We start from the raw sequence: 26,924 nt of genomic DNA, 5'->3' as shown, positions 1-26,924 counted from the left end.
GACTCCGGGCTTTCAAGTCGGCGTAACTCGAACATACAACCCGATCAGTCCCCTCTCCCCCCGGGAGAGGGCTAGGGTGAGGGGCTTTCCCTGACACCCTACACACCCAACCAGCACCAAGGCCCCCGATGAAACGCTACGAAAAATTCGCCGACGACATCGCTGAACTGATCCGCTCCGGCGTGCTCGGCCCCGGGCAACGGGTGCCGTCGGTGCGCTACGCCAGCCAGACTTACGGGGTCAGCCCGTCCACGGTGTTCCAGGCCTATTACCTGCTGGAACGTCGCGGTCTGATCCGCGCGCGGCCGCGCTCCGGTTACTTCGTCAACACCCACGCACCGAGTCCGTTCTCGGAGCCGGTGATCAGCAGCCACGTCAACGACTCCACCGAAGTCGACGTCAGCGAACTGGTGTTCTCGGTGCTGGAATCGATCAAGGATCCGAGCACCGTGCCCTTCGGCTCGGCGTTCCCCAGCCCGACCCTGTTCCCATTGCAACGGCTGTCACGTTCGCTGGCCAGTGCGGCGCGGGAGATGGACCCGCGCATGGTGGTCACCGACATGTCGCCGGGCAACCCGCAACTGCGTCGGCAGATCGCCCTGCGCTACATGGTTGGCGGCTTGATGCTGCCGATGGAAGAACTGCTGATCACCAACGGCGCCCTCGAAGCGCTGAATCTGTGCCTGCAAGCGGTGACCGAGCCGGGCGATCTGGTGGCCATCGAAGCCCCGGCGTTCTACGCCAGCCTGCAAGTGCTGGAGCGCTTGAAACTCAAAGCCGTGGAAATCCCCGTGCACCCGCGCGACGGTATCGACCTCGGCGTGCTCGCCCAGACCCTGGAGCGCCATCCGATCAAGGCCTGCTGGTGCATGACCAGTTTCCAGAACCCGATGGGCGCGACCATGCCCGAGGCGAAGAAACAGGAACTGGTGGAACTGCTGCGCCGGCATCAGGTGCCGCTGATCGAGGACGACGTCTACGCCGAACTCTATTACGGTCAGCAGGCACCGAAACCGGCCAAGGCCTTCGACACCGAAGGGCTGGTGATGCACTGCGGTTCGTTCGCCAAGAGCCTGGCCCCCGGCTACCGCATCGGCTGGGTCGCCGCCGGGCGTTACGCACAGAAAATCGAACGGCTGAAACTGATGACCTCGCTCTGTGCCTCGATGCCGGCGCAAGCGGCCATCGCCGACTACCTGCAACACGGCGGCTACGACCGCCACTTGCGCAAACTGCGCTACGCCCTGGAAGAACAGCAAAGCGCGATGCTCGCAGCGATTGCCCGCTATTTCCCGGCGCAGACCCGCGTCAGCCAGCCGGCGGGCGGCTACTTCCTTTGGCTGGAACTGCCACCGCAGATGGATTCGTTGAAGTTGTTTCAGATGGCATTGGCGCAAGGCATCAGCATCGCGCCGGGGCCGATCTTCTCGCCGACTCAGCGGTTCAGGAACTGCATTCGCCTGAATTACGGCAGCCCGTGGACCGAGGATTCGGAGAAGGCGATGGAGACGTTGGGGCGGATTGTGCGGTCGTTCTGACAGACAGATGTTGGGGCTTATGACGCCTTCGCGAGCAAGCCCGCTCCCACAGTAGACCGCATTCCATCTGGAGAAACGCGGTCTACTGTGGGAGCGGGCTTGCTCGCGAAGAGTCCAGATCAGGCAACACAAATCCCAACGATCAGCGCCCGCCACCCAAATCAACAAACGTCCCGGTCGCATAAGAAGCCTTGTCCGACAACAACCAGACAATCGCCTCCGCCACTTCATCCGGGCGCCCGCCCCGGGCCATCGGAATCGCCGACTCAAGCTTGCTGACCCGATCAGGATCGCCGCTCAGTGCATGGAAATCGGTATAGATATAGCCCGGACGCACCGCGTTGACCCGAATCCCCTCACCCGCCACTTCCTTGGACAGACCGATGGTGAAGGTGTCGAGTGCGCCTTTGGACGCGGCGTAGTCGACGTACTCGTTGGGCGAACCCAGGCGCGCGGCGACCGAGGAGACGTTGACGATGCTGCCGCCCTGCCCGCCGTGTTTGGGCGACATGCGCAGGATCGCGTGCTTGGCGCAGAGGATCGGCGCCAGGACGTTGGTTTTCATGATTTTAAGAATGCGGAATTCGGACATTTCATCGACCCGCGACTTGTGCCCGACGGTGCCGGCGTTGTTCACCAGCGCGGTGACCCGCCCCAATTCGGTGTCGACCCGCTGAAACAGCGCGATCACTTCGTCTTCGATGCTGACATCGGCGCGTACCGCAATGGCTTGCGCCCCCAGCGCCCGCACTTGCTCCAGCACGCTTTGCGCGGCCTGTTCATCCGACTGATAGTTGATGCAGATCCGATAGCCCTGCCCGGCAGCCAACAACGCCGTAGCGGCGCCAATTCCGCGCCCGCCACCGGTGATTACCATGACTTTATCCATGCTGGCCCTTCCCCCCAATGCACACGTAACAGTCGGGTTGAAGAATAACCGCCATTGGGCGGTTTTGCATGGGCTCTGTCAAAGACAAAACCCTGCATGAGACTGAGATGTTTTTTGTGGCGAGGGAGCTTGCTCCCGCTCGGCTGCGAAGCATCCGTGATGCCGGGCAACACAGTAAAACCGAGTAAAAACGCGGCCGCTTCGCGCCCCGGCGGGAGCAAGCTCCCTCGCCACAGAATGCAGTCAGACTGCCGCCAAAGCCTCTCCACGGGCAATGTTCTGCATGAACGCATCCGCCGGCATCGGATGCCCCAACAGATAGCCCTGCAAAGAATCACAACCCAACTGCGTGAGAAAATCCTGCTGCACGCCGGTCTCCACCCCCTCGGCAACAATGCGCAAACCGAGTGCCTGCCCCAACGCCACAATCGCCGAGACGATGGCCGCGTCATCGCTGTCGTGCTCCAGATCGCGGACAAAACCGCGGTCGATCTTCAGCTCGTTGGCCGGCAAACGCTTGAGGTACATCAGGCTCGAATAACCGGTGCCGAAGTCGTCGATCGACAGGTCGACGCCCATGTCGGACAACTCCTGCAACACCTTCATGCTCGCATCCGCGTCGCTCATGGCCGTGGTTTCGGTGATCTCCAGGGTCAGGCTGTTGGCCGGCAGGTGGTGGGTCGCCAGCGCCTTGGCCACGCTCTGCACCAGCCCCGCGTGGCAGAACTGCAAGGCCGAGAGGTTCACCGCAATGCGCCAGTCGGTGTAACCGAGCACGTACCATTCGCGCATCTGCCGGCAAGCTTCGTTGAGCACCCATTCACCGATGGCGATGATCAGGCCGGTCTTCTCCGCCAGATCGATGAACTTGTCCGGCAGCAACATGCCCTGGGTCGGATGCTGCCAGCGCAGCAGCGCTTCGGCACCGACCGGACGACCACTGATGGCGTCGAATTTGGGCTGGAAATACAGGCTGAACTGACTGTGTTCCAGCGCGGCGCGCAGGTCCTGCAACAGCTGCAGCTGCTTGCGCGCGTTGCTGTTCATCGAAGCATCGAAGAAGCTGTAACCGTTTTTTCCGCTGCCCTTGGCGTGATACATCGCCGCGTCGGCATTCATCAGCAGTTCCTGGGCGCTCAGGCCGTTACCCGGGTACAGGGCGATGCCGACGCTGGCAGAAATCTGCAAGTCGTGCTCGGCCACGCGGAACGCCTGACCGAGCAACCCGACCTGACGCGCAGCCAGTCCCAGAGCATCGTCGGGTTCGCTCAGACGCACCAGCAGCACGAACTCGTCGCCGCCAATTCGCGCGAGCGTATCCTGACTGCGCAGATCTTCGCGCAGGCGCACCCCGACTTCACGCAGCAACTGGTCACCCATGTGGTGGCCGAAGGCATCGTTGACCGGTTTGAAACCGTCCAGATCGATGAACATCAACGCAAAACAACCGCCCTGCTCCTCGACCTTCTTCATCGCCTGATTAATCCGGTCGTCCAGCAGCATACGGTTCGGCAGACCGGTCAGGGTGTCGTGCAATGCCAGTTGCGTCAGTTCACGGTTGGCCAGGGTCAGCGAATGCGCCAGATCGGCGGTACGCGCTTCAAGGCGCGCATCGAGAATCGAAGTGAGCAAGGCGATCGACAGCACCGCCAGCGTGGTGATCAGCACCAGATTGTCGAGGCCGTTGCCTTTTAGGCCGTCGAGCGTTGCGCCGCAGAAACTGCCATCAGGAAACTGCGCGGCGGCCATGCCGGTGTAGTGCATGCCGACAATCGCGATGCCCATGATCACTGCCGCACCACCACGAATCAGACGTACATAAGGCGAGTGCTGGCGCAGGCGGAAGGCGATCCATAACGCCGCCGCCGAGGCCCCGACCGCGATCAGCAATGAGGCGCCGAACAGGGTCGGGTCGTAATCGATGCCAGGCGTCATGCGCAGCGCGGCCATGCCGGTGTAATGCATTGCACTGATGCCGGCGCCCATGACCAAAGCGCCAAAGGCCAATTGCAAAATCGGCAGTTTCGGCTGGCTGACCAGCCACAGGGCAAACCCGCAGGACAGCACGGCAATCAGCAGCGACAGCGCGGTAATCGCAATGTCGTAGCCCAGGTCGATCGGCAGCTTGAAGGCCAACATGCCGATGAAGTGCATTGACCAGACGCCGACCCCCATCGCCAGTGCACCGCCGGCCGTCCAGAAATGCACTGCGCGCCCACGGGCGCTGGCGATGCGCCCGGTCAGATCGAGCGCGGTGTAGGACGCGAGGATCGCCACACACAAAGAAATGAAAACCAGGGTGAAGGAATAATTACCGATGAGCATGAAGATTCTCGCGACCACCCGCGCCGTACTGCGTCCATTCTCGGCTGGGCAAATGCGGCGATTGTACTGATTGCGCGGAAGAACGCACTGACAAAGTAATCATTTTGCCATCAACCCGATGAAACGCTTGTTTGATGGTTTTGCGAAGCTCTGGAACAACCATCACAACCTGTAGGAGCTGCGGCACGCTGCAATCTTTTGACCTTGTTTTTAAAGATCAAAAGATCGCAGCGTGCCGCAGCTCCTACACAGGCTATTCGGTGGCGAGTTGTCCGTCCCAGCCGCCACCCAGCGCCGCAATCAATTGCACACTGGCGATCAAGCGGTTCTGCAGAATGTTCAGCACAGTCCGCTCGTTGCTCAGCGCGGTGGCTTGCACCACGACCACATCGATGTAAGCAATCAACCCGGCCTTGTACTGGTTCTGGGTCAGGCGCAGCGAGTCGCGCGCGGCATCCAGTGCTTCCTGACGCACGGCCGCCTCGTCCTCATACACCTTCAATTGCACCAGATAGTTTTCCACTTCACGGAAGCCGTCGAGCACGGTCTGGCGGTACTTGGCGACGGTCTGGTCATAGACCGCCTCGGTACGGTCAACCTCGGCCGAACGGATGCCACCATCGAAGATCGGCAGATCCAGCTTTGGCCCGACCGACCAGAAACGGTTCGGTAGCGTTAAAAGATTTTTCGAGGTACTGCTGCTGTAGCCGCCGCTCATGCTCAAGGTCAGATCCGGGTAGTACGCGGCCTTGGCCACGCCGATATTGGCGTTGGCGGCGATCACCGAGCGTTCCGCCGAGGCAATATCCGGGCGCCGTTCCAGCAACTGCGAAGGCAGGCTCAGGGGAATCTGCGGCAGGTTCGGAATGTTCTGCGTTTCAGCGATGCTGAATTCGGCCGGCGCCTGCCCGGTGAGCACGGCGATGGCATTCTCAAACTGCGCGCGTTGCCAGATCAGGTCGACCAGATCGGCCTGGGTGGTTTTCAACTGGGTCTGCGCCTGCGCCACCGCATCGCGCCCGGATATCCCCGCGCGGTACTGGTTCTGGGTCATTTGCAGGGATTTTTCGTAGGCCGCGACGGTGGCTTCGAGCAGACGCTTCTGCTGATCGATAACCCGCAATTGCAGGTAGTTCTGCACCAGTTCCGACTGCTGACTCAGGCGCATCGCGGCCAGATCGGCAAAACTCGCCTGGGCGCTGGCCTGGTCGGCTTCCAGGCCTCGGCGCAATTTGCCCCAGATATCCGCTTCCCAACTCACGCCCAACTGCGCGTTGTAGGTGTCGCGAATGCCGCTGGCGGAACTGCTCAGGCTCGAACTGCTGCTGCCGGTGCCCTGGCTGGAGCGGGTCTTGCCCACGCTCAGGTCGACACTGGGATAAAACGCTCCACGGGCACTCCGCACCAAGGCCTGGGCCTGACGAAACTGGGCTTCGGATTGCGCCACGGTCTGGTTGGAACTGTTGAGTTTTTCGATCAGACCATTGAGTTGCTGATCGCCATACAACTCCCACCAGGCACCGCGCGCCAGCGAATCGCTCGGATTGGCCTGACGCCAGCCTTTGGCCTCTTTGTATTGCGCGACCTCGGCGGTCTGCGGACGCTGATAGTCCGGGCCCACAGCGCAGGCACTGAGCATCGCCACGCACAGCGACAGGCTCAACAGGCGCGAGCCGCGCGCAGTGGCCAGATTGAGAAGCGAACGGTCAGTCATAGCGGAGTTTCCAGAGCGGCGTCAGTACGCACGCCACGCCACTTGTTGAAGCGGTGGCGCAGCTTGTCGAGATAGAGGTAAACCACAGGCGTGGTGTAAAGGGTCAGGACCTGGCTGAAGATCAGGCCGCCGATGATGGTCAGGCCCAACGGCTGGCGCATTTCTGCGCCTTCCGCGCGGCCGAGCAGCAACGGCAAGGCGCCGAGGATCGCCGCCAGGGTGGTCATCAGAATCGGCCGCAGCCGTTGCAGGCAGGCGCTGCGGATCGACTCCAGCGGCGACAGGCCCTGATGGCGTTCCAGTTGCAGCGCCAGGTCGATCATCAGGATCGCGTTTTTCTTCACTACCCCGATCAGCAGGAACAGTCCGAGCAGCGAAATCAGGCTGAACTCGCCGCCCAGCGCATAGATCGACAGCAACGCACCGACCCCGGCCGAGGGCAAGGTCGAGAGAATCGTCAACGGGTGAATGTAGCTTTCATACAGCACACCCAGCACCAAATACACCGCGAGCAGCGCACCGAGGATCATGAATGGCTGACTCTTCTGCGTGGCGGCAAAGGCATCGGCGGTGCCGGCCATTTTCGCGATCACGTCTTCCGGCAGACCGACCTTGGCAATCGCCCGCTCGATCGCGGCACTGCCCTGCTCCACGGTCACGCCTTCAGCCATGTCGAACGCGATGCTTTCGGAGGCGAACTGGCCTTCGTGGCTGACGCGGTCGTCTTCCAGGCTGTTTTCATAATGGGCGATGGTCGACAACGGAATCCGCGCACCGTCAGCGGTAATCACCTGCACCTGATTGAGCGTCACCGGATCCTGCGCGTATTTCGGATTGACCTCCATCACCACCTGATACTGGTTGAGGCTGTCGTAGATCGTCGAAATCTGACGCTGGCTGTAGGCATTGTTCAACACCGCCGTGACCATGTTCATGTCGACCCCGAGGCGTTTGGCCTGATCACGGTCGACAATCAACGTCACCTGCTGCGCGCCGCGCCCCTCGCGGGCATCAATGGCGGTCAGCTCGGGCAGTGCGCGCAGCGCGGTCACCACTTTCGGGTACCACTCGCGCAACGCCCCCAGATCCCCGCTTTGCAGGATGTAGCTGTATTGCGAGGTGGTCTGCTCGCGACCACCGCCGAATTGCAGATCCTGATCGGCCATCAGCATCAACTGGGCACCGGGCACCTTGGGCATTTCCTTGCGCAGGCGCTCGATGACTTTCTGCGCCGACAGGTTGCGCTCCTTGATCGGCTTCAGGCGTACCAGCATGAACGCGTTGTTGGTGCCGTTGGTGCCGCCGATGAACCCGGCGACGCTTTCCACTGCTTCGTCCTTGAGCACGGCACGGCGGAAGGTTTCCATTTTCGGCTGCATCACGCTGAACGACAGACCGTCGTCACCCCGGACGAAACCGATCAACTGGCCGGTGTCCTGCTGCGGCATGAACGTCTTCGGCACCACCACGTAAAGCGCAACGTTGACCCCGACCGTGATGATCAGGCTGAGCAAGGTCAGGCGGCGGTGGCGCAGCACCCAGTCGAGGCTGGTCGCGTATTTGCCGACCATCCAGTCGTTGGCGCGGCGGCTCCAGCGTTGCAGGCGGTTTTCCTGGCCCGGCGTGTGCGGCTTGAGCCAGCGGGCGCAGAGCATTGGCGTCAGGGTCAGCGAGACCACCAGCGACACCACGATGGCTGCTGCCAGGGTGATGGAAAACTCACGGAACAGGCTCTCGACAATCCCGCCCATGAACAGGATCGACAGGAACACCGCCACCAGCGACACGTTCATCGACAGCAAGGTGAATCCGACTTCCTTGGCCCCGAGGTAGGCGGCCTGCATCGGTTTGACGCCTTCGTCGATGTGCCGGGAAATGTTCTCCAGCACCACGATGGCATCGTCCACCACCAGTCCGGTAGCCAGAATCAGCGCCATCAGCGACAAGTTGTTCAGCGAGAAGCCATAGAGGTACATCACCGCAAAGGTGCCGACCAGCGACACCGGCACTGCCAGCGTCGGAATCAGCGAGGCGCGGAAATTCCCGAGAAACAGGAACACCACCAGAATCACCAGCGCCACGGCAATCAACAGGGTCATTTCCGCTTCGTGCAACGTGGCCTTGATCACTGGCGAGCGATCCATTGCCAGGTTCAGTTTGACGCTGGCCGGCAGTACCGCTTGCAGAGCCGGCAACTGCGCCTTGATCTCGTTGACCGTCTCGATGATGTTGGCGCCAGCCTGGCGGTTGATCACCAACAGCACCGCCGCGTCATCGTTGAAAAAACCGCTGTTGTAACGGTCTTCGACGCCGTCGCTGACCTTGGCCACGTCCTTCAGACGCAGGGCTGCGCCGTCCTTGTAATGGATGATCAGCGACTCGTAATCCTTGGCTTTCTCCAACTGGTCGTTGGCCTGGATCTGCCACAGGCGCTCGCCGTCTTCGACCGAGCCCTTGGGCCGGCGCACGTTGGCCCCGGCGATGGTCTTGCGCACATCGTCGAGCGCCACGCCGTACTGGTTAAGCGCCTGCGGTTCGAGTTCGATACGCACCGCCGGCAGCGAACTGCCGCCGATCTGCACTTCACCTACGCCCTGCACCTGGGACAGGCTCTGCGAGAGGATGGTCGAGGCCAGGTCGTAGAGCTGGCCTTTTTCCAGCACATCCGACGTCAGCGACAGCACCATGATCGGCGCCTGCGACGGGTTGACCTTCTTGTAGGTCGGCATGCTGCGCATCCCGCTCGGCAACAGGTTGCGTGAAGCGTTGATCGCCGCCTGCACTTCCCGCGCCGCGCCGTTGATATCACGGTCGAGGTCAAATTGCAGAATGACCCGGGTCGAACCCTGGCTGGAACGGCTGCTCATGGTGTTGACACCGGCAATCGCCCCGAACGAGCGCTCCAGCGGCGTCGCCACCGTGGACGCCATCACCTCGGGACTGGCGCCGGGCAGACTGGCCTGGACCACGATCACCGGGAAATCCATTTGCGGCAGCGGCGACACCGGCAACAGACCGAAACTGACCCCGCCCAGCAGCATGATCGCCAGACTCAGGAGCATGGTCGCGACCGGGCGCTTGATGAAAGGACCGGAGAGGTTCATTGACCGCAATCCCCAACATCACACCAGTCCCTTGTGGGAGCGGGCTTGCTCGCGAATACGGTCTGACATTCAACATTCATGTCGCCTGATACAGCGCTTTCGCGAGCAAGCCCGCTCCCACAGGGGGAATGTGTCCAGACAGTCATACCGGTACCTCTTCGGCATTGGTTTTGCCAAAGCGCCGACCGAGACGGTCGAAGTACAGATAGATCACCGGCGTGGTGAACAGGGTCAGCACCTGGCTCACCAGCAGACCGCCGACCATCACCAGACCCAGTGGCTGACGCAACTCAGCCCCGGAACCGGTGGCGAGCATCAACGGCACGGCGCCGAACAGCGCGGCCAAGGTGGTCATCAGAATCGGCCGGAAGCGCAGCAGCGCCGCCTGATAGATCGCCTGCTCCGGCGCCATGCCCTGGGTGCGTTCGGCGTCGAGGGCGAAGTCGATCATCATGATCGCGTTCTTCTTGACGATACCGATAAGCAGGATGATGCCGATGATCGCGATCATCCCCAGGTCATTGCCGCTGAGCAGCAACGCGAGCAAGGCGCCGACCGCCGCCGACGGCAGGGTCGAGAGAATGGTGATCGGGTGGATGTAACTTTCGTAAAGCACGCCGAGCACGATGTACATGGTCACCACCGCCGCCAGAATCAGCAGCAAGGTGCTCGACAGCGACGCCTGGAACGCTTCGGCCGCGCCCTGGAACTGGGTCTGCACGCCAATCGGCATGCCGATGTCCTTCTGCACCTGATCGATGATATCCACCGCATGTCCCAGCGCCACACCGGGAGCCAGGTTGAACGACATCATCACCGCAGGGAACTGGCCGATGTGGGTGATCGCCAGTTGCGCCTGACGCTCCTCGACATGGGCCAGGCTCGACAGGCGCACCTGCGCACCGTCAGTGGTCTTGACGTGAATCTGGTCCAGCGCCGCCGGGCCGATCTTCTCCCCGGCCTGCGCCTGCAGCACCACGCGGTACTGGCTGGCCTGGGTGTAAATGGTCGAGATCTGCCGCTGACCGAAGGCGTCATACAGCGCATCGGTGATGTTCTGCACCGAGACACCGAGGCGCGAAGCCGCATCGCGGTCGATCACCAGATAGACCTGCAGGCCTTTATCCTGCAAGTCGCTGGCAACGTCGGTCAGTTCCGGACGCTGGGCCAGGGCTTCGACCAGACGCCCGCTCCATTGGCTGAGCAGTTCGGCATCCGGCGAGGACATGCTGAACTGGTATTGGGTGCGGCTGACCCGATCCTCGATGGTCAGATCCTGCACCGGCTGCATGAACAGACGGATGCCGACCAGTTTGTCCAGTTGCGGTTGCAGGCGCGCGATCACCTCGGTGGCGCTCAGGTCACGCTGGCCATGCGGCTTGAGGTTGATCAGCAAGCGACCGCTGTTGAGCGTGGCGTTGTCGCCGTCGACACCGATGTAGGACGACAGGCTCTCCACCGCCGGATCTTCGAGAATCACTTTGGCCAGCGCCTGCTGGCGCTCGCCCATGGCCGCGAACGAAATCGACTGCGGCGCTTCGGAGATGCCCTGGATCACCCCGGTGTCCTGCACCGGGAAAAAGCCCTTGGGCACCACCATATAAAGGAACACCGTCAGCGCCAACGTACCGATAGCCACCAACAGGGTCAGCGGCTGGTGTTTGAGCACCCACTGCAACTTGCGCCCGTACGCGGCGATCATCCAGTCGATGACCGCGCCACTGGCCCGGTAGAAGCGGCCCTGTTCGTGGGCCTCCGGCTCACGCTTGAGCAAGCGCGCGCACATCATCGGCGTCAGGGTCAGCGAGACCACCAGCGAAATAAGGATCGCCACCGCCAGAGTGATGGCGAACTCGCGGAACAGCCGCCCGACCACGTCAGCCATGAACAGTAGTGGAATCAGTACCGCGATCAGCGACAGGGTCAGCGAAATCAAAGTGAAACCGATCTGTTTGGCGCCTTTCAGCGCTGCCTGCATCGGGCTATCACCCTCCTCGATGAAGCGCGCGATGTTTTCCAGCATCACGATCGCATCGTCGACCACAAAACCGGTGGCGATGGTCAGGGCCATCAAGGTCAGGTTGTTGACCGAGAAGCCGGCCAGGTACATCACGCCAAACGTACCAATCAGCGACAGCGGCACCGCCACCGACGGGATGATCGTCGCACTGGCACGCCGCAAAAACAGGAACGTCACCATCACCACCAGCGCAATGGCGATCAGCAGTTCGTGCTGCACGTCAGTCACCGAGGCGCGGATGGTCTGGGTGCGGTCGGTGAGCACGGTAACGTCGAGGCCGGCCGGCAGGTTGTCGGTGATGCTCGGCAGCAACGCCTTGATCCGGTCGACCACCTCGATCACGTTGGCGCCCGGCTGACGCTGGATGTTCAGCAACACTGCCTGATTCTGATTGGCCCACGCGGCGAGACGTTCGTTCTCCGCGCCGTCGACGATTTCCGCCACATCCTTCAGACGCAGCGGCGCGCCGTTCTTGTAGGCGAGGATCAGGTTGGCGTAGTCCTTGGGCGACGTCAGTTGGTCGTTAGCGTCGAGCATCGAGACCCGGGTCGGGCCGTCGAAGTTACCTTTCGGCTGGTTGACATTGGACGCGCCGATCAGGGTGCGCACGTCTTCCAGGTTCAGGCTGTTCGCCGCGAGGGCTTCCGGGTTGACCTTGATCCGCACCGCCTGCCGCTGACCGCCGGCAATGCTGACCATGCCGACGCCGCTGATCTGGGCGATCTTCTGCGCCATGCGCGTATCGACCAGATCATTGAGCTTGGGCAGGAGCATGGTTTTCGAGGTGATCGCCAGGGTCAGCACCGGGGTATCCGCCGGGTTGACCTTGTTGTACACCGGCGGCGCCGGCAGGTCGGTCGGCAGCAGGTTGGTCGCGGCGTTGATCGCGGCTTGCACCTGCTGTTCGGCGACGTCCATGTTGATGTCGAGGCTGAAGCGCAGGGTCAGCACCGAAGCGCCGCCGGAGCTGGTCGAGGCCATTTGCGTCAGGCCCGGCATCTGCCCGAACTGACGTTCGAGCGGCGCGGTGACGGCACTGGTCATCACGTCCGGACTGGCGCCGGGGTACAGGGTCATGACGCGAATGGTCGGATAATCGACCTGCGGCAATGCCGAGACCGGCAGCAGGCGATAAGCAATCAGGCCGGCCAGAACAATGGCCAGCATGCTCAGGGTGGTGGCTACCGGACGGAGGATGAACAGCCGCGAAATGTTCATGCGCCCTTCTTGGCCTTGTCAGCCGCGGCGGCGTCCGGTGCACTGGCGGCGGGTTTGCCCTGCAGGTGCCCGGTCGGGGTTGTCGGCACGTCATTGCTGTCGTTGACCACTTCCACTTCGCTGCCTTCCTTCAGGCGGTCGGTGCCTTCCAGCACCACGCGATCGCCCGCGGCGAGGCCTTCGGTGACCACGGTGTTGGTACCGTCACTGGCGCCGATCTTCAGTTGGCGGATGGTGACTTTCTTGTCGCCGTCCAATGCGTAAACGAACGTGCCGTTGGTGCCGAACTGAATCGCCGCCGACGGTGCGAGTACCACGCCTTTCAAGGTATCGGCCAGCAGATGGACGTTGACGAACTGATTGGGGAACAGCGACTGGTCGCGGTTATCGTAACGGGCCTTGAATTTCAGGGTGCCGGTGGCGACGTCGATCTGGTTATCGAGACTTTGCAGCACGCCGCTGGCCTGGATCTTGGTATCGCCGCGATCCCATGCCTCGGCCGGCAGTCTGGCGCCGCTGTGGTAGCGCGCCAATACGGTTTCGAGACTGTTTTCCGGCAGGGTGAAGACCACGCTGATCGGTTGGGTCTGAGTGATGACCGCAAGGAACGTGGTGTCGTTGGCGGCGACGAGGTTGCCGACGTCGACCTGACGCAGACCGACGCGACCGGCAATCGGTGCGCGGATCTTGGTGAATTCGAGATTGAGCTTGGCGTCGTTGACCGCCGCCTGATTGGTCTTGACCGTGCCCAGGTACTGGCCGACCAGCGCTTCGGCGGTGTCCAGGGTCTGCTTGGCGATGCTGTCTTCCTTGTACAGGCCGCGATAACGCTCGACGTCGACCTGTGCGTTTTTCAACTGCGCCTGATTCTGCAGCAAGGTGCCTTCAGCCTGGAGCAAGGCGTTCTGGTACGGACGCGGATCGATCTCTGCCAGCAGGTCGCCGGCCTTGACCATCTGCCCTTCCTCGAAATTGATCTTCACCAGTTCACCGCCGACCCGGCTGCGCACGTTGATGGTGTTGAGCGCAGTCACCGTGCCCAGTGCCTTGTAATACAGCGGGAAGTCGCCCGTGACCGCCGGCGCCACACGCACCGGAATCGGCCCGGCCGCACCGCCGAAGCCTGGCCGCATCATCCCCGAACGTCCGGCATGGCCGCTCGCCGCCTTGTCGGCGCCCTCCTTGTGGGCCGAACCGGCGGGCCAGAATTTCCAGCACAGGACGGCGATGACCAACAGGACGAGCAGGCTGATCAGCCAGCGACGGGAGTTGCGAGGGGACGATTGCATGGATTGATTAACCATTGGGCGCGTGGGCTTCTTTTACGGGAGGCTGAACGATAAGCACTGATCGGATTTAAGCAAAGCAGCTTTACCGGCAATTTACCTTCAACTTACGTTTCAAGGTGTGAGGCAAAACACTGATACACAAATGAAAACGGCCTGGACAGGGCCAGGCCGTTAACAATTGTAAAAGCGCTTATTTCAGAACGGCGAGTGCTGCGTCGTAGTTCGGCTCTTCAGCGATTTCCTTGACCAGTTCGCTGTGCAGGACGTTGTCGTTCTCGTCCAGCACTACCACGGCACGGGCGGTCAGGCCTTTGAGCGGGCCGTCAGCGATGGCTACGCCGTAGTTTTCGATGAATTCGGCACCGCGCAGGGTCGACAGGTTCTGCACGTTTTCCAGACCTTCGGCGCCGCAGAAGCGTGCCTGAGCGAATGGCAGGTCAGCCGAGATGCACAGCACCACGGTGTTGGCCAGTTCGTTGGCCTGAGCGTTGAACTTGCGTACCGAAGTGGCGCAGGTCGGGGTATCAACGCTTGGGAAGATGTTCAGCACTTTGCGCTTGCCGGCGAAGCTCGCCAGGGTGACGTCGGACAGATTGCCGGCAACCAGGGAAAAGGCTGGCGCCTTGGAACCGGCTTGTGGCAACTGGCCGTTGACTTGAACCGGGTTGCCTTTGAGGGTGACTTGAGCCATGACTTTAGTCCTTCTTAACGTGGTGATTGAGCATGCAAGAGGCCGAAGTTAACCACGAAATTGTCCGACGACCTATGCCCTGCATGAAAATTGTCAGGGGCCTGCGCGAAAAATTGTATACAACCCAAGCCCCCCCCTGTAGGAGCTGCCGCAGGCTGCGATCTTTTGACTTTATCTTTTCATCAAGATCAAAAGATCGCAGCTTCGTTTCACCGACAGCTAAAAGAATTGGTCAGTCGGGCATGGATCGGATGATGTCGGCTAGATCATCCTTGGTTATTTCATTGGCCTTGATAGCAGCGGCAATATCGGTTTTGGAGAGCGGAAACCGTTTGAAAATTTCTTTCAAGGTTTCCTCATCAACATTGGCCAGCCAGAGCGGATCTATAAATGAACCGCCATACTCAGGCTTCATGGGTACTTCTTCGTGTGCAATTGCACCTTTATGATTGAGATACACCACATAACGGTCATGCCCTTCAGGAAAGCTTTTATCGTGATAAAGGGTAGTACCCAAAGGCAGGACATAGTAATTCTCGTCACCATTTGGCCCTTCAATCAGCAACGGTTCTTTAGTTTTGATCATTTTCATATTGTACCCCTTCGCAATATCGCCAAAAATCAGAAAAGCCAAAAAAATCGCATTGACGGATAAAACTGCCACCAGCCATAGGCCAAGACGTCTATTTGTAAACATTTTTCTTATCATAGGGGGCCTCGGTATTCGCTTCGAGCATGGCTTGTAAATCCGCAGGCATGAAAATACCGTCCTTCGGACTACTTTGCGTACGCGCTGCCTGTCTTTCGATAAAAGAAAGACCTCGCATCTCATTGAATTTCGCCGGGTTCTGCACAATTGACTTTCCCGAAACCTTTGCTCCTGCGATTGTCACGGTTGTGCAGTTATTCGTGGTCGGATGATAGTTCGATGGCAAGACATACCGAGCTGATGAGGCAGTCTTTTTTCGCTGTTCTTTTTGCTGGGCGACAATACCGTCGAAATGAGCGATCACAGCCTCGGCTTTTGCATTTTCCAAAAAATAAACAAAACCTGTTGTTGTACGCCCCAAACTGTTTTCACCAGAGATATACGCTTTGAAGGACGTCCAGACGTTCAACACGCCTTCGCCCTCGCTATCGAACGTGCCCCAGGTTTTTCCATAGCGACCAAAGTCATAAGTAATGTCTTTGCTACCGACCACCACGTGTAAAGCAGCGTGCCCGAAAGGATGTTCTTCTTTATCGCGGGTGTAGGGACCACCCACCAGCACTTCCATATACGCACCGGATACGACCACCTGATTGGTTTTCGTGGTTTTCCCTGATGCGCCTGTATTTTTTGCTGCCTGGGTTGTGCTGGTAGTTTTAGTAGACTGAACCATTAAAGATGTTCCGTATCTTCAAGTTTCGGAAACTTTATGCTGCAACTCCCCCTGGGAATATTTGCAACATGCACAAAGCCATTTTCGTCGAGGACGCCAGTCATCAAGGTTCCATCGGGAAGCGTCAATTCATACGCCTCGTTGGCTACAGGTTCATCTCTTTCATTAAGCAACTGAAACTCGACGAAAGTCTTTTCTTTCAGAAACTGCGAGAAGAAGCTGGCGGGAGCACTACCAGAATCACCGACGAAGGTGTCGGGTGATCCAGCAGTAATCGTCGCTCCACATGCCGTTTGGGAACCGACATGGGCAACGTCCTTTCCCAATCCAAAAACATGGGGGGCGCCCGTTGTTATGGGATTACTGCCGTGAATCGGGCAGGAATAGATATCTCCTACCAAAGCTACGGGAGTCGAGTTAACAAAAATAGGACTTGATCCAGTGCTGATATTTCCACCATGACTACCTGGATCTCCGAGCCTTGCGACTGGCTTTCCTGCCATCGTTTCTCTCCATTGAATATCACGACCTGCGGATGTTACCCGATCTTGTTTTGGAAAACAGGGTATCCATGGCACCTGCGGACTGGATAGAAAATACAACCGGCTAGAGTCTTTTTTGGTTGGTCGTTGACCGTTCCAACGCGCGGTAAAGGAATGTAACAAGAGAGCTCTGTGCGCCAACTCACGAATCTGACGCAGAGCCTCAAGGGCTTCATTGCTTTGCTGCGCGCGGGAAGGGTCATGATCAATCAGTCTTTAAGTTCTACGTGATCCAGTGCTTGATTTACCGCTAACTCCCCCAGCATGACGACCTGAGCAATGCCCAGTGCTGTTTTGCGCTGGGAGGTTTCCAGCGAGGCAGCGAAGTTGATGAGCATCTCGCTGGCCGAGCCGAGTGTTTCGCTGGCGTTGGCTAAAAGAGATTCGGTGTTGAACCTGGGATTGGCGAGGTACATGGACTCCGGCTCGTTGGCGCTAGACATGATACGGGCGGCGGGATTGAGGTAGTAGTCGAGGGCGCGGTCGGCGGCTTCGTGGAGTTTTTTACTGTCGACTGAGGCGTAAGGGGTTGTGGTGTCGGCGCCTGATTCTGGGGGGTTGGGTGTTGGTTTTTTCATGGTGTAACTCCACTGAATAGTCGGAGCTGCCCCCTTCGGTTTCCGGACGAAGAGGTGGCAGCTGTACGCAGGTTGGAAACCCGGGCAGCGGCGACCCGGACGACCCGAAGGTCCCCCGCGCACAGCCGCCATAACGGAGTGCACACATTCGAAGTGCGCAAGGATACGTTATGAAAGGCGTGTACGCGCCACTAATACCCATCGGGGTTTCCAGTCCCGGTCGCTGAATTGGCAGCGACGAACACAGGCTAGAGACCCTACGTCCGACGGACAACCTGAAAACCTTGTGGGAACGTTCCGCAAAATCGAAACAACGTTTAAACATCCTGAATTGAAATACGCACGGGGAGCTGCCGCAGGCTGCGATCTTTTGATGTTGGTTTTTAACGACAAGATCAAAAGATCGTCCGATCGCGGCCCGAGCCTGCGGCAGCTCCTACATTGGCAGTTGCAGTGTGTCGGATTGCGTTTGTTAAAACGCCGGACTGCATCTTTTATTCAGAGACCTGTCGATTCACGCCCTGCCCGTTCGACTAAGCAGTGAATCAACCCCGTTCCCTGGAGAAACCACCATGCGATTCATGATCCTTGTCAAAGCCAGCGTCGACTCCGAAGCCGGCATCATGCCCAGCGAAGAACTGATCACCGCCATGGGCAACTTCAACGAAGAACTGGTCAAGGCCGGCATCCTCATCGACGGCAATGGCCTGCACCCGAGCAGCAAAGGCGTCCGCGTGCATTTCTCCGGCGCCCAGCGCAGCGTCATCGACGGCCCGTTCATCGAGACCAAGGAGCTGGTGGCCGGGTACTGGATCTGGGAAGTCAAATCGAAGGAAGAAGCCATCGAATGGGTCAAGCGCTGCCCGAACCCGATGCCGGGCGACTCTGATATCGAGATACGGCAGATATTCTCCGCCGAGGATTTCGGTGCCGAATTCACGCCTGAGGCGCGGGCGCAGGAAGAACGTGTTCGCGAGCAAGCGAAGAAAAACCTGTAATCCCTGCCCCCTGTAGGAGCTGCCAAAGGCTGCGATCTTTTGATCTGGCTTTTAAAAAATCAAAGTCAAAAGATCGTCCGATCGCGGCCCGAGCCTGCGGCAGCTCCTACAAAGGCCCCAGCTTATTTGGACTTGAGCTTCACATACATCTGACGCATGTCATTGGCCCAGCCGTCGATCACAGGTTTGACGTCGGAGGCCTTCATCGCTTGAGTTTCATTTTCCAACGGTTTACCGGTGCCTTTGCGCACCACTTGCGCCACCACCTTGTTGCTCGCACCGTCGAGGAACACCGCTTCGGTGGCCAGGGTGGTTTCCTGATCGCGGATACCGCTGGCGGTGCTGACCGCTGCCGCGACCAGAGCGACCGGGATCACTTCATACGCGTGCAGGCCTTCGGTCTTGCTGCTCACGGCAGTGATCGCCGCCCGCACCACAATCACCCCTGGGCCGGGGCCGTTGGCCAACGGCAGATCCTTGCTGATTTCACGCTTGAGCGCCTGATCGTAATAGGAGGTGATGCCGTTGAGGGTCTGCTGCGAAATCTTTGCGGTCGGTTGCGGCTTTGGATAGAGCTGGGTTGGCTCGATGTACACGCTGGTGAACTTGCTGATGTCGACCTTCGGATCGATCCAGCGCATCACCTCGGCGCCGGACGGCGATTTGGCCTCCTTGAGCTGGCTGTAGTCCTTGAGAAAGCCGGAATACTCATCGGGAGCGACGGTTTTGCTGGAGCAACCCACCACCCCAAGGGTGGCGATGCAAAGGGCGCCCATCATTACTGCTAGCTTCATGCTGTAACTCCTGTCAGAAGGCCTGAATGTGCGTATGGGGGAGTTACAGGTATAGCTAAAAGCGCGGCGATTGCGTTGCAAAACCACAAAATTCATACGAGACCCCGCGCGGCTTGGCAAACCTCATTTAAGCCACAGATGCAGATACGACTTAAGGCTGGAAGAAGATGAACATGGGGGATCCGGCGCTGAAGTGATCCCTGATCCCTTGTGGGAGCGGGCTTGCTCGCGAATGCATTCCCTCAGCCAACATCAAGGGTGACTGATGTACCGCATTCGCGAGCAAGCCCGCTCCCACAGGGTCAGTGTTGGTCTCGAACACTGAGTATTACCAGGAAGACGTCGCCCCGCTCTTCAACGCCATCTCGCGCCGGCTGTTGGCGCGCATCGCCTTGATCAGCGACACCGAGCCCACCAGCAGAATCGCAGCGCCGAACAGGAAGTCGATGTTGTACAGCTGGAAGTCCTGCACCGGCCCGACCAGCAGCACCCGCACCACGGCAATCGTCACCAGCGTGGCGAGGAAGTCGATCCCCGGCTCGTCACGATAGAACACGTGCAACAGCGGCAGGCACAGCACCAGCAGGAACAACAGCACCACGACCTTGAACGAGCCTTTGCGCTCGACGCTGAACGCGCATTCGTGCGGGCCGTAGGCCTTGTAATCCTCGTCGCGGATCATCGAGTTTTTCTCGTTGATGTACTCGACGCGGTTGTACTTCTGGATCGGCGTGAAGGTGTTGGACATCTCCATCAGCGTGGTGATGTTCTTGAAGCGCAGGTCGATGCGCTCGCTGCCCTTGAGGTAATACAGCACCGGTTTGTAGCCGTAGCGATAGGTGTCGAAGGGGAAGTCGGTGACCTGGCCCTGGACGCCGATCGGCCGTGGCTCAAGCTCGGCGTAGGCGCTTTTCGTTGGAGACGCGAGGTTGCGGCTCAGCGGCTGAACCTTGACCTGTTCGAGGAAGATCGGCGTCACGCCGTACGACCACTGCAACGGTTCCAGGCGCAGACGCAGTTCGTTGCGGCCCAGATCGTAACGGTTGAAGGTGCGTTCGGAGACCACCAGCGAGCCACTGAGCATGAACTCGCCGCGCAGGTTGTTGGTGACGCGCAAGGTCAGTTGATCCTTGCCCAACAGCGCCGCTTCGGTGGACGGCGGCGCGCCGCACCACGCGGTGCTTTCACCGGCGCCGCCCAACTGGCCGTCGCGGTTTTCCTTGAACACATAGAAGTAACTGGCCCACAGCGTCAGCATCAACAGCAACGCCGTGAGGCCCAAAATCTTTTTGCCCGCACTCACTACCCAGACTCCCTTCTTCGTTCCGTCGTCCAGCCGAAAACCCGCTGGCGACGGGGACTCTACCAAAAGGCCAGCATCGACCCAAGGAAAAATCCGGGAATGGTGCGGGATGTAAGGGTTTCCCCTGTAGAGAAGGGGCCGCTAGGCAATTGTGGTGAGGGGATTTATCCCCGACCGGCTGCGCGGCGGCCGCAGAACCAGCCAACAGGTTTTAGCTGAAGAAATGCTTCGGCAGATTTTAGGTCTGCTTCGCAGCCCATCGGGGATAAATCCCCTCACCACAAAGTATCTATCAAGCAATGGATATTCAGCGTCTGCGGAATAGCGGCCGTGGCTCGATCACCGAGCGGCCGTACAGCACGCTCATGCCGGCCAGTCCCTTCAGGGCATCCTCAGCCGACTTGTCCTCGCGCACCGCGAAGCTGTCGAACCCGCACTGGCGCATATGACTGAGCTGATCACGCAAAACATCACCAATCGCGCGCAACTCGCCAGCCCAGCCAAACCGGCTACGCAGCAGATACGCCTGACTGTAGGCGCGACCGTCGCGAAAGCTCGGAAAATCCAGGGCAATCAGCGGCAGCGAGGCCAGCCACGGCACCACGCTTTCAACTTCATCGTCCGGCCCCAGCCACACCGCGTGGGCCGAGGGCGATTGCAGCCAGTGCGCCAGCGGCAGGATCAGCAATCCTTGCGGCCTGCCCTGCTCCGGCTCGCGAACCAGCGTCCATGGGTCGTCCTCGATCAGGCGTGCGACACCTTGCTCCAGACGCAGCAGATTGTTCATGCCGACGCCTCCAGCACTTTCGGGTAGACCCGCTCCTTGAACGGCTCCAGGCCAATACGCGCCACGGTGTCGACAAACAACTCCTCGCTTTCGCGGTATCGCACGAAGGTGCCGATGATCCGTTCGATCACCTGCGGCACTTCGGCCGCGCTGAACGATGGGCCGATGACTTTGCCCAAGGCGCTGTTTTTGCCCTGCGCGCCGCCAAGGGTGATCTGATACCACTCGCTGCCGTTCTTATCGACGCCGAGGATGCCGATATTGCCGATGTGGTGATGGCCGCAGGCGTTCATGCAACCGGAGATGTTCAGGCTGATGTCGCCCAGATCGTGCAGGTAGTCGAGGTTGTCGAAACGCGCCTGAATCGCCTGGGCAATCGGGATCGACTTGGCGTTGGCCAGCGCACAGAAATCGCCGCCAGGGCAGGCAATGATGTCGGTCAGCAGGCCAACGTTGGCGCTGCCCAGATTGCGCTCGCAGGCAAGCTGCCAGAGTTCGTACAGATCAGACTTTCGTACATCGGGCAGGACGATGTTCTGCTCGTGGGCAATGCGAATTTCGCCAAAACCGAAGCGCTCCGACCAGTCGGCCACCGCCAGCATCTGCAACCCGGTGACATCACCCGGCGGTGCGCTCAAACCGGGTTTGGTCGACAGCACCACGCTGGTGTAACCGGGTTTCTTGTGTGGCTGCACGTTGCGCGCAACCCAGCGGGCGAACGCCGGGCTTTCAGCCAGATGCGTGCCGAAATCCAGATCGGTATCGGCCAGGGTGTGATAGATCGGCGGCACGAAGGCACTGGCGACCCGCTCGTATTCAGCCTCGGTCAGCTGCGCCGGGCCGTCCTTGAGGTGTTGCCATTCTTCCTCAACCTCTTTGGCGAACGCCTCGATGCCCAGCGCCTTGACCAGAATCTTGATCCGCGCCTTGTACTTGTTGTCGCGCCGGCCATGGCGGTTGTAGACCCGCAGGATCGCTTCGACGTAGGACAGCAGATGCTGCCACGGCAAGCCTTCGCGGATCTGCAGACCGAGGATCGGCGTGCGCCCCAACCCGCCACCGACGATCACCCGCAGCAGCATCTGCCCGTCGCGCCCCGGATAAAGATACAGGCCGATGTCATGCATCATGATCGCCGCGCGATCCTGCTTCGCCGAGCAGATGGCGATCTTGAACTTGCGTGGCAGGAAGAGGAACTCCGGGTTGATCGTCGACCATTGCCGCAAGATCTCGGCCAGCGGGCGCGGGTCGATCAACTCGTCCGCCGCGACCCCGGCAAACGCCTCGGTGGTGATGTTGCGCACGCAGTTGCCGGAGGTCTGGATCGCGTGCATGTTGACCTGCGCCAGGCGTTCAAGGATGTCCGGCACCTGCGCCAGTTCGATCCAGTTGAATTGCAGGTTTTGCCGCGTGGTGAAGTGGCCGTAGCCGCGATCATAATCGGCGGCAATGCTCGCCAGCGTACGCATCTGTTCGGCACTCAGGGTGCCGTAAGGAATCGCCACCCGCAGCATGTACGCGTGCTTCTGCAGGTAGAGGCCGTTTTGCAGACGCAGCGGCAGGAACTCTTCTTCGCTCAACTCTCCGGCCATGAAGCGCTCGACCTGATCGCGAAACTGCGCAACGCGCTCGAACACCAACGCCCGGTCGTAATCATCGTATTGATACATGCAGCGGCTACCCCATCAGGTTTGATCCCAGATCAAAACTGTGGGAGCGGGCTTGCTCGCGAAAGCGGCGTGTCAGGCAACTGACTTGTTGGCTGACACGCCGCTTTCGCGAGCAAGCCCGCTCCCACAGGATTTTCCCCGACTATGGACGAGCAGCGCAGCACCCAACAGATTCACCTGAAGTCATAAAAACCATATCAGGGCGCGGCAGAACGCCGCAGGCAGCACTTCAATCTGATCCGTACAAATGAAAGATTCCTGAGCCTGTTTTGTTTCCGACGCTGTTCCTACAGTGCAGCTCGTGCCAGACCAGGGTGGCCTGGCAAGACTTTGCAACCGTGGATGAACTGACCATGAGCACAGCAACAATCGGACAGGCGTATAACTACAAGGTCGTCCGCCAATTCGTTATCGCGACGGTTTTCTGGGGTGTTGTCGGCATGGCGATGGGGGTCTGGATCGCTTCGCAACTGGTGTGGCCGGACATGAACCTCGACCTGCCCTGGACCACCTTCGGCCGCTTGCGGCCATTGCACACCAGCCTGGTGATTTTCGGTTTCGCCGGCAGCGCGCAATTCGCCGCCAGTTACTACGCGGTGCAACGTACCTGCCAGGTGCGGCTGTACTCGGACAAGCTCGCGGCCTTCACCTTCTGGGGCTGGCAATCGGTGATCGTGATCATGCTGATCACCCTGCCAATGGGCTACACCACCACCAAGGAATACGCCGAGATCGAATTCTCCGGCGCGGTGTGGATGGCGGTGGTCTGGGTCGCGTACGCCATCGTGTTTTTCACCACCGTGGTGCAGCGCAAGACCAAACACATCTATGTCGGCAACTGGTTCTTCGGCGCGTTCATTCTGGTGATCGCCATGCTGCACGTGGTCAATCACCTGTCGATCCCGGTGGACTGGTTCAAATCCTATCCGGTGTATTCCGGGGCCACCGATGCCATGGTGCAGTGGTGGTACGGGCATAACGCGGTGGGTTTCTTCCTGACCACCGGCTTCCTCGGAATGATGTATTACTTCGTGCCAAAACAGGTGAATCGCCCGGTGTATTCATACCGGTTGTCGATCGTGCATTTCTGGGCGCTGATCACCCTGTACATCTGGGCCGGCCCGCACCACTTGCACTACACCGCGCTGCCGGACTGGGCGCAGTCGCTGGGCATGGCGATGTCACTGATCCTGCTGGCGCCGAGCTGGGGCGGGATGATCAACGGCATGATGACCTTGTCCGGTGCCTGGCATAAGTTGCGCACCGACCCGATTTTGCGCTTCCTGGTGCTGTCGCTGGCGTTCTACGGCATGTCGACCTTCGAAGGCCCGATGATGGCGATCAAAACCGTCAACGCCCTCTCCCACTACACCGACTGGACCATCGGCCACGTTCACGCCGGGGCTTTGGGCTGGGTGGCGATGATCACCTTCGGCGCGACGTATCACATGGTGCCGAAAGTCTTTGGACGCGAGCAGATGTACAGCACGCCGCTGATCAACCTGCACTTCTGGCTGGCGACCATCGGCACCGTGTTGTACATCGCGTCGATGTGGGTCAACGGCATCACTCAGGGCCTGATGTGGCGAGCGATCAACGAGGACGGCACGCTGACCTACTCGTTTGTCGAGGCGCTGCAGGCCAGTCATCCGGGGTTCATCGTGCGCTTTGCCGGCGGGGTGTTCTTCCTCAGCGGCATGCTGCTGATGGCCTACAACGTCTGGCGCACGGTGCGGGTCGCCGACGTGGCGCTGGCACGCAGCCAGGCACAGATTGCCTGAGGCAGGGAGCCGCAGAGGATGGATATTTTCTTGAATGTGCTGGGGGTGGTGTTTCTGTGGCTGGCGGTAGAGTACTGCCTGCGCCATCAGACTTCAGAGAGCCTCGACGATGCGAGCATGGTGCCGTTTGCTGATGATCCGGAGGTGGCACGGCGAGTGGAGCTGGCGACCGGCAAAACCGTGAAGGCGGTGGCGCCGGAAGAGGCGAAACCGGGCTGGATCAACCTCGAGATGTAACCCCACCACCGCCCCTTTGTAGGAGTGAGCCTGCTCGCGATTGCGGTCATTCAGCCAACTGTATGGTGACTGATATACCGCTATCGCGAGCAGGCTCACTCCTACAGGGGACTTGTGCAAATCCTGAGATCTAGGCGCGATCGCGCGGAATCAGGCTCTGCAGTTGCTGCGCGAGAAAGTCCGCATCAAACACAAAGGTGTCGGGATCCTTCAGGCCATTGGTCTTGCGCCATTGCCACTCGCCGTTCGGCAGCCCGACCAGCGAAATGCTGCCATAGCGCGCCGCCGTCAGGCCCATCACCGCCAGGGAAATCTGCCCGGCGCTGCCCATCACGTCTGGCACGAACTCCACCGCTTTGCCGGCAATCACGATGCTCAGTTTCTCGGTCTTGAAGGTCGAGGTTTCCACCGGCGTGCTCGGCCCGAATGCGACGTAAGCCTCGCGGCTCACCTCCAGCAGGTTCGGTGCCTGCACCGGTTCCAGCCATTGCCGGATCTGGCCGAACAGCTCGGTGATGCGGCTGGCCCACGCCTGTGACTGGGTTTCGAACAATTGCTTCTTGTGCGCTTCACTCTCGGCATAGTGACGAAGCATTTCGCCCAGTTGTTGTACGTCGTTCATCGGTACGTTCCTCGGGGAGAGCCTGCGATAGTCGATAGTGACAGATCGAGGCGCCGGCGTACGTTAAACCTCGATCGCCGGCACCGGGACACTTGGCAACAGGATCAACGGTACAGTTGCTTTGTACTGGCATCCGTCATTGAACCGATGGACACTCGGCCGGAGCCCGACTTTTCCAATACGGGCCATTGTTCGAGGAGTTTCAATGCGCACCATCGGCCTGATCGGCGGCATGAGCTGGGAATCCAGCGCGGAATATTATCGTCTCATCAATCAACAGGTTCGTGACCGGCTCGGCTCGCTGCGCTCGGCGCAAATCCTGATGTACAGCGTCGACTTCGGCCCGGTCGAACAGGCGCAGCACGCCGGGCGCTGGGACGATGCGGCGGCGATTCTGGTGGATGCCGCGCGCAGGCTCGAGGCCGGCGGCGCCGAATGCGTGGTGCTGTGTACCAACACCATGCACAAGGTCGCGGCGCAGATTCAGGCAGCGATCAGCATTCCGTTCCTGCACATCGCCGAACCGGCGGCGCAGGCAGCATTGGCCATCGATGCGCGCACGGTCGGTCTGCTCGGCACGGCGTTCACCATGGAGCAGGATTTTCTCAAGCAGCGCCTGATTGCGCAGGGTCTGACGGTACTGGTGCCGGACGACGCCGAGCGCAAGGACGTGCACCGGATCATCTACGACGAATTGTGCGTCGGGGTGATCAGTGACGAATCACGCAAAATCTATCAACAGGTGATCGAAGCGCTGACCGCGCGCGGTGCCCAGGCGATCATCCTCGGCTGCACGGAAATCGGCCTGCTGGTCAAACCCGAACACAGCGCCCTGCCCCTGCTCGACACCACCGAGTTGCATGCGCAGTCGGCGGTGGCGTTCGCTCTGGGCAACTGACTCCCACAGGATTTTTTGGCTTATCGACGACGCAGACGGGCCATGCTCAGGGTGTCGACCCATTGCCCGTCGCGCACGGCGTAGTCACGAAACAGGCCTTCGTTCTCGAAGCCGAACTTGCGGTAGAGACCGATGGCCGCCTGGTTGTCGGCGTACACCGAGAGTTCGACCCGGTGCAGGTTCATCCAGTTGTCGGCGACGTCCAGCGCCGCCGCCAGCAGTTTCGACCCGACACCCTTGCCTTGCCACGCCACAGCGACGGCCATGCCGACGCTGCCGGCGTGGGCGCGGCGAATCCGCGAATAGTTTTCCAGCCCGAGATGACCGACCACCGCGCCCTGATGCAGCGCCACCAGTTTGACCATCCGCTCGTTCTCCGCCAGCAGCCGTTGGCGCCAGATCTCGGTGGACTGAAACGGCATCTGCAACACCTGCCGGGTCACGGCCGGATCGTTGTACAGCGCGGTAACGGCCTCGATATGGGATTCGTTGAAGCGTTCGAGGGTGATGGCGGGGTTGTGGTCGGGCATGGCAGATCCTTCCT

The 26,924-nt window shown here is 60.1% G+C and carries 22 protein-coding genes; 5 read left to right on the top strand and 17 right to left on the bottom strand.

Annotation, left to right across the window (positions count from 1 at the left end; all coding sequences use genetic code 11):
• The first annotated feature begins 128 nt into the window (after nucleotides 1-128).
• The gene (gene mapR / locus E4T63_RS13265) at nucleotides 129-1,538 is read left to right on the top strand and encodes a GntR family transcriptional regulator MpaR (protein ID WP_008087199.1); all 1,410 of its coding nucleotides are present in this window, start codon (nucleotides 129-131) and stop codon (nucleotides 1,536-1,538) included.
• A gap of 142 nt (nucleotides 1,539-1,680) precedes the next feature.
• Here the strand turns inward: mapR and E4T63_RS13260 are convergent, their stop codons facing one another.
• The 11 genes from E4T63_RS13260 to E4T63_RS13210 all read right to left on the bottom strand — a co-directional run bounded on the left by E4T63_RS13260 (nucleotide 1,681) and on the right by E4T63_RS13210 (nucleotide 17,290).
• Nucleotides 1,681-2,427, bottom strand: a complete 747-nt coding sequence (locus E4T63_RS13260) for an SDR family oxidoreductase (RefSeq protein WP_007968514.1) — start codon at nucleotides 2,425-2,427, stop codon at nucleotides 1,681-1,683.
• A 243-nt stretch (nucleotides 2,428-2,670) separates the two neighbouring features.
• Entirely contained in the window at nucleotides 2,671-4,752 is a 2,082-nt protein-coding gene (locus tag E4T63_RS13255; RefSeq protein ID WP_134786281.1) for a putative bifunctional diguanylate cyclase/phosphodiesterase, read from the bottom strand.
• A gap of 253 nt (nucleotides 4,753-5,005) precedes the next feature.
• Nucleotides 5,006-6,466 carry an efflux transporter outer membrane subunit gene (locus E4T63_RS13250; RefSeq protein ID WP_135295703.1) on the bottom strand — a complete coding sequence of 487 codons (1,461 nt, stop codon included), beginning with the start codon at nucleotides 6,464-6,466 and terminating at the stop codon, nucleotides 5,006-5,008.
• Nucleotides 6,463-9,570 carry an efflux RND transporter permease subunit gene (locus E4T63_RS13245; protein WP_027613729.1) on the bottom strand — a complete coding sequence of 1,036 codons (3,108 nt, stop codon included), beginning with the start codon at nucleotides 9,568-9,570 and terminating at the stop codon, nucleotides 6,463-6,465. Before E4T63_RS13245 ends, E4T63_RS13250 begins: the two co-directional genes overlap by 4 nt.
• A 142-nt stretch (nucleotides 9,571-9,712) precedes the next feature.
• Complete coding sequence (locus E4T63_RS13240; RefSeq protein WP_135295702.1) at nucleotides 9,713-12,808, bottom strand: MdtB/MuxB family multidrug efflux RND transporter permease subunit; 3,096 nt, start codon at nucleotides 12,806-12,808, stop codon at nucleotides 9,713-9,715.
• Nucleotides 12,805-14,112, bottom strand: a complete 1,308-nt coding sequence (locus E4T63_RS13235; RefSeq protein WP_135295701.1) for an MdtA/MuxA family multidrug efflux RND transporter periplasmic adaptor subunit — start codon at nucleotides 14,110-14,112, stop codon at nucleotides 12,805-12,807. Before E4T63_RS13235 ends, E4T63_RS13240 begins: the two co-directional genes overlap by 4 nt.
• Before the next feature lie 175 nt (nucleotides 14,113-14,287).
• Complete coding sequence (tpx, locus tag E4T63_RS13230) at nucleotides 14,288-14,788, bottom strand: thiol peroxidase (RefSeq protein ID WP_003224497.1); 501 nt, start codon at nucleotides 14,786-14,788, stop codon at nucleotides 14,288-14,290.
• 232 nt (nucleotides 14,789-15,020) lie between these two features.
• The gene (locus E4T63_RS13225) at nucleotides 15,021-15,380 is read right to left on the bottom strand and encodes a hypothetical protein (RefSeq protein ID WP_243753581.1); all 360 of its coding nucleotides are present in this window, start codon (nucleotides 15,378-15,380) and stop codon (nucleotides 15,021-15,023) included.
• A 91-nt stretch (nucleotides 15,381-15,471) separates the two neighbouring features.
• A complete protein-coding gene (locus E4T63_RS13220; RefSeq protein WP_123587948.1) occupies nucleotides 15,472-16,170 on the bottom strand; it encodes a hypothetical protein in 699 nt (232 codons plus the stop codon).
• The gene (locus tag E4T63_RS13215; RefSeq protein WP_096797341.1) at nucleotides 16,170-16,673 is read right to left on the bottom strand and encodes a PAAR domain-containing protein; all 504 of its coding nucleotides are present in this window, start codon (nucleotides 16,671-16,673) and stop codon (nucleotides 16,170-16,172) included. Before E4T63_RS13215 ends, E4T63_RS13220 begins: the two co-directional genes overlap by 1 nt.
• A 248-nt stretch (nucleotides 16,674-16,921) precedes the next feature.
• Nucleotides 16,922-17,290 carry a DUF6124 family protein gene (locus E4T63_RS13210; RefSeq protein ID WP_135295699.1) on the bottom strand — a complete coding sequence of 123 codons (369 nt, stop codon included), beginning with the start codon at nucleotides 17,288-17,290 and terminating at the stop codon, nucleotides 16,922-16,924.
• Between the two features lie 572 nt (nucleotides 17,291-17,862).
• Here E4T63_RS13210 and E4T63_RS13200 point away from each other — a divergent pair.
• Nucleotides 17,863-18,288, top strand: coding sequence for a YciI family protein (locus E4T63_RS13200; RefSeq protein WP_134786278.1), 426 nt, complete (start codon nucleotides 17,863-17,865; stop codon nucleotides 18,286-18,288).
• A gap of 122 nt (nucleotides 18,289-18,410) precedes the next feature.
• Here the strand turns inward: E4T63_RS13200 and E4T63_RS13195 are convergent, their stop codons facing one another.
• From E4T63_RS13195 to E4T63_RS13180, 4 genes are all read right to left on the bottom strand, one after another.
• Nucleotides 18,411-19,082, bottom strand: coding sequence for a DUF3313 domain-containing protein (locus E4T63_RS13195; protein WP_134786277.1), 672 nt, complete (start codon nucleotides 19,080-19,082; stop codon nucleotides 18,411-18,413).
• Between the two features lie 328 nt (nucleotides 19,083-19,410).
• On the bottom strand, nucleotides 19,411-20,385 hold the full coding sequence (locus E4T63_RS13190) for a hypothetical protein (protein WP_135295697.1): 975 nt from the start codon (nucleotides 20,383-20,385) through the stop codon (nucleotides 19,411-19,413).
• Between the two features lie 307 nt (nucleotides 20,386-20,692).
• Nucleotides 20,693-21,172: a DUF934 domain-containing protein gene (locus E4T63_RS13185; RefSeq protein ID WP_135295696.1), complete on the bottom strand. Its 480-nt coding sequence runs from the start codon at nucleotides 21,170-21,172 to the stop codon at nucleotides 20,693-20,695.
• Nucleotides 21,169-22,842, bottom strand: coding sequence for a nitrite/sulfite reductase (locus tag E4T63_RS13180; protein ID WP_135295695.1), 1,674 nt, complete (start codon nucleotides 22,840-22,842; stop codon nucleotides 21,169-21,171). Before E4T63_RS13180 ends, E4T63_RS13185 begins: the two co-directional genes overlap by 4 nt.
• Nucleotides 22,843-23,195: 353 nt before the next feature.
• Between E4T63_RS13180 and ccoN the strand changes: the two genes are divergently transcribed.
• Nucleotides 23,196-24,623: a cytochrome-c oxidase, cbb3-type subunit I gene (gene ccoN / locus E4T63_RS13165; protein ID WP_027613751.1), complete on the top strand. Its 1,428-nt coding sequence runs from the start codon at nucleotides 23,196-23,198 to the stop codon at nucleotides 24,621-24,623.
• An 18-nt stretch (nucleotides 24,624-24,641) separates the two neighbouring features.
• Nucleotides 24,642-24,860, top strand: a complete 219-nt coding sequence (locus E4T63_RS13160; RefSeq protein WP_027613752.1) for a hypothetical protein — start codon at nucleotides 24,642-24,644, stop codon at nucleotides 24,858-24,860.
• A gap of 130 nt (nucleotides 24,861-24,990) precedes the next feature.
• Here E4T63_RS13160 and E4T63_RS13155 read toward each other — a convergent pair whose 3' ends face one another.
• Nucleotides 24,991-25,482 carry a hypothetical protein gene (locus E4T63_RS13155; protein WP_135295694.1) on the bottom strand — a complete coding sequence of 164 codons (492 nt, stop codon included), beginning with the start codon at nucleotides 25,480-25,482 and terminating at the stop codon, nucleotides 24,991-24,993.
• 205 nt (nucleotides 25,483-25,687) lie between these two features.
• On the opposite strand from E4T63_RS13155, the gene E4T63_RS13150 reads away from it, so the two are divergent.
• Nucleotides 25,688-26,380, top strand: coding sequence for an aspartate/glutamate racemase family protein (locus E4T63_RS13150; protein ID WP_096797628.1), 693 nt, complete (start codon nucleotides 25,688-25,690; stop codon nucleotides 26,378-26,380).
• Between the two features lie 20 nt (nucleotides 26,381-26,400).
• Here E4T63_RS13150 and E4T63_RS13145 read toward each other — a convergent pair whose 3' ends face one another.
• The gene (locus E4T63_RS13145) at nucleotides 26,401-26,910 is read right to left on the bottom strand and encodes a GNAT family N-acetyltransferase (protein WP_134786273.1); all 510 of its coding nucleotides are present in this window, start codon (nucleotides 26,908-26,910) and stop codon (nucleotides 26,401-26,403) included.
• Nucleotides 26,911-26,924 lie beyond the last annotated feature (14 nt).

Origin of the sequence: Pseudomonas fluorescens (assembly GCF_004683905.1) — a bacterium.
Taxonomy (GTDB): domain Bacteria; phylum Pseudomonadota; class Gammaproteobacteria; order Pseudomonadales; family Pseudomonadaceae; genus Aquipseudomonas; species Aquipseudomonas putida_A.
The sequence above is the reverse complement of the archived record's forward strand: the minus strand, read 5'-3'. Positions and strand labels throughout refer to the sequence as shown.

What these genes read in the sequence shown, in the direction of transcription:
- E4T63_RS13260 (WP_007968514.1), bottom strand. Translation starts at nt 2,427, where the DNA reads ATGGATAAAGTCATGGTAATCACCGGTGGCGGGCGCGGAATTGGCGCC.
- mapR (WP_008087199.1), top strand. Translation starts at nt 129, where the DNA reads ATGAAACGCTACGAAAAATTCGCCGACGACATCGCTGAACTGATCCGC.
- E4T63_RS13180 (WP_135295695.1), bottom strand. Translation starts at nt 22,842, where the DNA reads ATGTATCAATACGATGATTACGACCGGGCGTTGGTGTTCGAGCGCGTT.
- E4T63_RS13240 (WP_135295702.1), bottom strand. Translation starts at nt 12,808, where the DNA reads ATGAACATTTCGCGGCTGTTCATCCTCCGTCCGGTAGCCACCACCCTG.
- E4T63_RS13235 (WP_135295701.1), bottom strand. Translation starts at nt 14,112, where the DNA reads ATGGTTAATCAATCCATGCAATCGTCCCCTCGCAACTCCCGTCGCTGG.
- ccoN (WP_027613751.1), top strand. Translation starts at nt 23,196, where the DNA reads ATGAGCACAGCAACAATCGGACAGGCGTATAACTACAAGGTCGTCCGC.
- E4T63_RS13145 (WP_134786273.1), bottom strand. Translation starts at nt 26,910, where the DNA reads ATGCCCGACCACAACCCCGCCATCACCCTCGAACGCTTCAACGAATCC.
- E4T63_RS13200 (WP_134786278.1), top strand. Translation starts at nt 17,863, where the DNA reads ATGCGATTCATGATCCTTGTCAAAGCCAGCGTCGACTCCGAAGCCGGC.
- E4T63_RS13245 (WP_027613729.1), bottom strand. Translation starts at nt 9,570, where the DNA reads ATGAACCTCTCCGGTCCTTTCATCAAGCGCCCGGTCGCGACCATGCTC.
- E4T63_RS13210 (WP_135295699.1), bottom strand. Translation starts at nt 17,290, where the DNA reads ATGAAAAAACCAACACCCAACCCCCCAGAATCAGGCGCCGACACCACA.
- E4T63_RS13255 (WP_134786281.1), bottom strand. Translation starts at nt 4,752, where the DNA reads ATGCTCATCGGTAATTATTCCTTCACCCTGGTTTTCATTTCTTTGTGT.
- E4T63_RS13150 (WP_096797628.1), top strand. Translation starts at nt 25,688, where the DNA reads ATGCGCACCATCGGCCTGATCGGCGGCATGAGCTGGGAATCCAGCGCG.
- E4T63_RS13185 (WP_135295696.1), bottom strand. Translation starts at nt 21,172, where the DNA reads ATGAACAATCTGCTGCGTCTGGAGCAAGGTGTCGCACGCCTGATCGAG.
- E4T63_RS13220 (WP_123587948.1), bottom strand. Translation starts at nt 16,170, where the DNA reads ATGGTTCAGTCTACTAAAACTACCAGCACAACCCAGGCAGCAAAAAAT.
- E4T63_RS13215 (WP_096797341.1), bottom strand. Translation starts at nt 16,673, where the DNA reads ATGGCAGGAAAGCCAGTCGCAAGGCTCGGAGATCCAGGTAGTCATGGT.
- E4T63_RS13225 (WP_243753581.1), bottom strand. Translation starts at nt 15,380, where the DNA reads ATGAAAATGATCAAAACTAAAGAACCGTTGCTGATTGAAGGGCCAAAT.
- tpx (WP_003224497.1), bottom strand. Translation starts at nt 14,788, where the DNA reads ATGGCTCAAGTCACCCTCAAAGGCAACCCGGTTCAAGTCAACGGCCAG.
- E4T63_RS13195 (WP_134786277.1), bottom strand. Translation starts at nt 19,082, where the DNA reads ATGAAGCTAGCAGTAATGATGGGCGCCCTTTGCATCGCCACCCTTGGG.
- E4T63_RS13155 (WP_135295694.1), bottom strand. Translation starts at nt 25,482, where the DNA reads ATGAACGACGTACAACAACTGGGCGAAATGCTTCGTCACTATGCCGAG.
- E4T63_RS13160 (WP_027613752.1), top strand. Translation starts at nt 24,642, where the DNA reads ATGGATATTTTCTTGAATGTGCTGGGGGTGGTGTTTCTGTGGCTGGCG.
- E4T63_RS13250 (WP_135295703.1), bottom strand. Translation starts at nt 6,466, where the DNA reads ATGACTGACCGTTCGCTTCTCAATCTGGCCACTGCGCGCGGCTCGCGC.